This window comes from Geobacter grbiciae, assembly GCF_018531165.1.
Classification (GTDB): Bacteria; Desulfobacterota; Desulfuromonadia; order Geobacterales; family Geobacteraceae; genus Geobacter; species Geobacter metallireducens.
Map to the genome: position 1 here is coordinate 1 of NZ_JAHDIW010000038.1, position 2,706 is coordinate 2,706.

The 2,706-nt window shown below is 52.1% G+C and carries 2 protein-coding genes; one reads left to right on the top strand and one right to left on the bottom strand.

All coding sequences use genetic code 11. The features are described 5' to 3' along the window. Positions 1-103: 103 nt before the first annotated feature. Positions 104-934: a sigma-54 interaction domain-containing protein gene (locus KJB29_RS19905; RefSeq protein ID WP_425514128.1), complete on the top strand. Its 831-nt coding sequence runs from the start codon at positions 104-106 to the stop codon at positions 932-934. Positions 935-1,369: 435 nt separating this feature from the next. Here the strand turns inward: KJB29_RS19905 and KJB29_RS18990 are convergent, their stop codons facing one another. After that, positions 1,370-2,527, bottom strand: coding sequence for an IS110 family RNA-guided transposase (locus tag KJB29_RS18990; RefSeq protein ID WP_246562085.1), 1,158 nt, complete (start codon positions 2,525-2,527; stop codon positions 1,370-1,372). Positions 2,528-2,706: the final 179 nt, after the last annotated feature.

Below are 2,706 nucleotides of genomic sequence, written 5' to 3' on the forward strand. Positions count from 1 at the left end.
CGTATTTGCCATGAACTTCTCCGCAAACACGGCCGCCGCTTGAGTTGGGAGTGTCTACTATTGACAGGACACCTCAGGTGTTGGCAAAGGTCTTTTTGCTGACTTGATTCACCGCAACTCTAGCCGCTCGGAAAGCCCGATAATAAAGATCAATTGCGGTGCCATTCCCGAAACGCTTATTGAAGCTGAACTGTTCGGCTACGAGAAAGGTGCTTTCACCGGTGCCAATTCTGCAAAACCGGGATATCTGGAAGTGGCTGACAAGGGCGTGCTTTTCCTGGATGAGATTGCGGAACTTCCGCTCTCCTCTCAAGTGAAATTGCTGCGGTTTTTGGAAGACGGACGCATCACCCGGGTGGGGGGAACTAACAGCCGCACCGTCGACGTGCGTATTATTGCCGCAACTCACCGCAATTTGGAAGAAATGGTTGAACTCAAGCTATTCCGTCTGGACCTTTTCTACCGTCTCAATGTGATACCTCTTCATGTCCCGCCATTGCGGGAGCGTAAAGATTGTCTCCTTCCTCTCATCCGTCATTACTTTGAGCTATTTGGAAAGAAAGCCGGCGTTACAAAGCGTCTGTCGAGGGCCGCAACTGACGTGATGCTTTCCTACAGCTATCCGGGAAACGTGCGTGAACTCATGAATGTCTGTGAGCGTCTGGTCGTCATGTCCGATACCGACCTGATAGACATCGCTGATTTACCCAAAAGCATGGTACGCAACGTATGCGAATACGATGAAATGAAAGATGCTTTTGGGGGGTGGTCCGACGGCATGTCCCTTCAGCATGCTCTGGACAAGGTTGAGAAGGCAATTTTGGAAAGGGCGTTAGAGGTTTACGGTTCCCAGCGCAAGGCTGCCACTAACCTCGGCGTCAACCAGTCAACCATAACCAGGAAGCTGCAAAAATACGGCATGGAATATCACTGACATCTATTCCTTCTCAATCGTTCCCCCACAGCGGTTCCTACCAATGATTCCGGAAACCTTGATTTTTCACTCTCCTGTCACTTTTATCCCTGCTTCTGCCAAACTTGCTGATATGTCTGTCAGTGTCAATAAGGGAATAGCATTCCTTCCCTTGATTTAGGGTTTTGTTGTTCAGTATGTCTCCCAGGGCACAGGCAGAGACGGGATCCTCTGGCGACGTTTGATCACTCTGATATACGCGGGTTGGTTACCGCATGACTTGGCTGCGTCGCGGAGCTGCCTCGCTCTTATTTCGGAAGTTCGGCTTGCGCCTTATTCGCTTACGAGTTTCGAGGGTTCTCCTGAACGTGATCGCGTCTCTGCCCCTGGCCTGGGATGTTTGTGATTTCGGGTTCGGGAGTCTCCTTGGGCTGAAGTTGATCTTTGTACTTCTTGCTATGCTGTCGCACCCGGCAATGTCGCGCAGGCGATGGCCCACATGAAAGCAGCAAGTTCACGGGCAGTGGCTGTGATGACCGCTTTTTTGTTTTTGCCCCTGGCAATAAGTTTTTTGAACCGTCCGCATAGCCTAACCTGTGCTTTCCATGCAATATTCCTGACTTCCTGAGGCAAACCTTCCGTCCTGGCAAGCAAGGCCCGGCCTTCCCGTGCGGGATGGCAGTAAGTATGTGCTGCCTCAGTGAGCGCCCGTCGCACATGACCATTGCCGGATTTGGTGATGCCACCTCGCCTAATTGCACCACCGCTGGAGTGTTCACTAGGGACGAGTCCCAGATAAGCCATCAACTGCTTTGCTGAGTCGAATCTTGTCAGGTCGCCGAGTTCAGCAACGGTTGTGACGGCGACAATCAGGGAGACACCGCGTAGAGCCTGTAAGGCTGTTACCAACGATGCAAGTTGCCACTGCGGCACCAGTTCCTGGATTTGTTTCGTAAAACGTTGCACCCGCTCCAACTGCTCTTGAGCGGCATGCACATATTCCTGTAGGGCGATTTGCTGTGCCCGATGCGGCATCTTGATCCCAGCGATCCAGTTCATATGGGCTTTCGTCCAGTATGCTTTGCCACTGTAACGGTGCCCATGCCGGAGCAGGAATGCCAACAGAACTTGGCGGGCAACTCGCAATGCCTTAACGGCATCTTCCCGCCCGCGGGACAAATCGCGCATGGCTTCATCTTCTACTGTTGGAACGTAAACACCTGCCAAATCCCCCGAACGATGCAGTCTTGCCAGACTCAGGGCATCGCGGCGGTCGTTCTTGATCCGATCACCGCTTTTGCGTGGGATCTTGGATGGTGCAACCACAATGCAGTCGAATCCTTGGTTTGTCAGAGAGCGGTAAATCTCGTAGCCACAGGGACCTGCTTCGTACACGAAACGAAGTTCGGAGCCTGTGCTTTGCAGCTTGCGGATAACCTTGCGCAGTGATTCCAAGTCACCGCCGATCGTGCCGTAGAACCGGACATCGCCGTCGCGTCCAGCATCGGCAAGGGCTACATCGATGGAGTCTTTGTGGACATCAAGACCGACGAATGTGGTATGCTTCTTAATGACCTGCCTCCTTGGTTGTGGCTCTGTGTGGTGAATTCCCATTCCCAACATAACCCACGTTGCAAGGGGCAGGTCGCTTATTTTCTACTGACAGACATGATGTCTTATTCATGGACGACTTGATCATAACTTGATTATGACGACATCAAAGTATCCAGACGGAAGGCAAGAGAAAGGGGGCTCATGGCCCCCTTCGTTGTTCTGCATTTCTTATGTGAAGT